The organism is Cellulomonas hominis (assembly GCF_005239125.1).
Classification (GTDB): Bacteria; Actinomycetota; Actinomycetes; order Actinomycetales; family Cellulomonadaceae; genus Cellulomonas; species Cellulomonas hominis_A.
Genome location: NZ_SZYE01000368.1, coordinates 1 through 991 on the forward strand (window position 1 = coordinate 1; position 991 = coordinate 991).

The window sequence follows — 991 nt, forward strand, 5'->3', positions numbered from 1 at the left end:
CCCGCGCGGCGCCCGGCCCGCGGGCCACGACTCGGCGGCGGGCCCGACGAACGCCGCCGGCGACCCCGCCCACAGCTCGCCCGGCGCGACGCCCGCCAGCACCGCGGAACCCGGCGCGACCTGCGCGCCCTGCCCGATCCGGACCCCCGGGGCGAGCGTGCTCCGGGTGCCGACGGTCGCGCGCTTGTCGATCCGCACCCGCCCGACGTGCAGCACGTCGCCGTCCAGCCAGTGGCCGCGCAGGTCGACCTCCGGCTCCACGGCGCACCGGTCGCCGAGGGTGAGCAGCCCGGTGACCGGCGGGGCGGTGTGCAGGTCCACGTCGGAGCCGACCTTCGCGCCCAGCGCGCGGGCGTAGACCGCGGTCCACGGCGCGCAGGACAGGTTCTCCGCGCCGGCGGCCGCGGCCCAGCTCTCCGCGAACCAGAGCCGCAGGTGCACGGACCCGCCGCGCGGGTACCGGCCCGGCCGCAGCCCGCGCAGCAGGGTGCGCGCGACCAGGACCGTGGACCCCATCCGGCCGAGCGGGCTGATCAGCAGCAGCCAGCCCGGCGCGAGCCACCACCAGGACGCGGGCACCGGCGTCAGCCACGGCACCAGGCCGGTGACCGCGAGCAGCTGCTCGGCCGCCAGCAGCCAGGTCAGCCAGCGCAGCCCGACCAGCGCCGCGAGCGGCACGCCGAGCAGCGTCTGGACCGCCCGGGCGCGCCGCGGCGTCGGCAGCACGACCCGCTCCGCGGCGGGGGCCGCGGGCTCGAGCTCGTCCAGCCGCCGCGCCAGGTCGGCCAGCCGGGGGTACTCGTACACGTCGGCGACGGTCACGGTCCCGAACCGCTCACGCAGCGCGGACACCAGCTGCGCCGCGACCAGGCTGCCGCCGCCGGCGTCGAAGAAGTCGTCGTCCGGGCCGGCGACCGGCGCGCCCAGCGCGGCGGTCCACCGCTCGGCGACCCAGGCCGCGGTCGGCGTGAGGCCCGCGGCGGGCGAGGCG

Annotated in this window: 1 protein-coding gene; it reads right to left on the minus strand. The window is 80.0% G+C overall.

The genetic code is table 11. The features are described from left to right. Positions 1 to 991: phosphopantetheine-binding protein (locus tag FA014_RS19615; protein ID WP_230323465.1), on the minus strand; the 991-nt coding region annotated here is incomplete at both ends.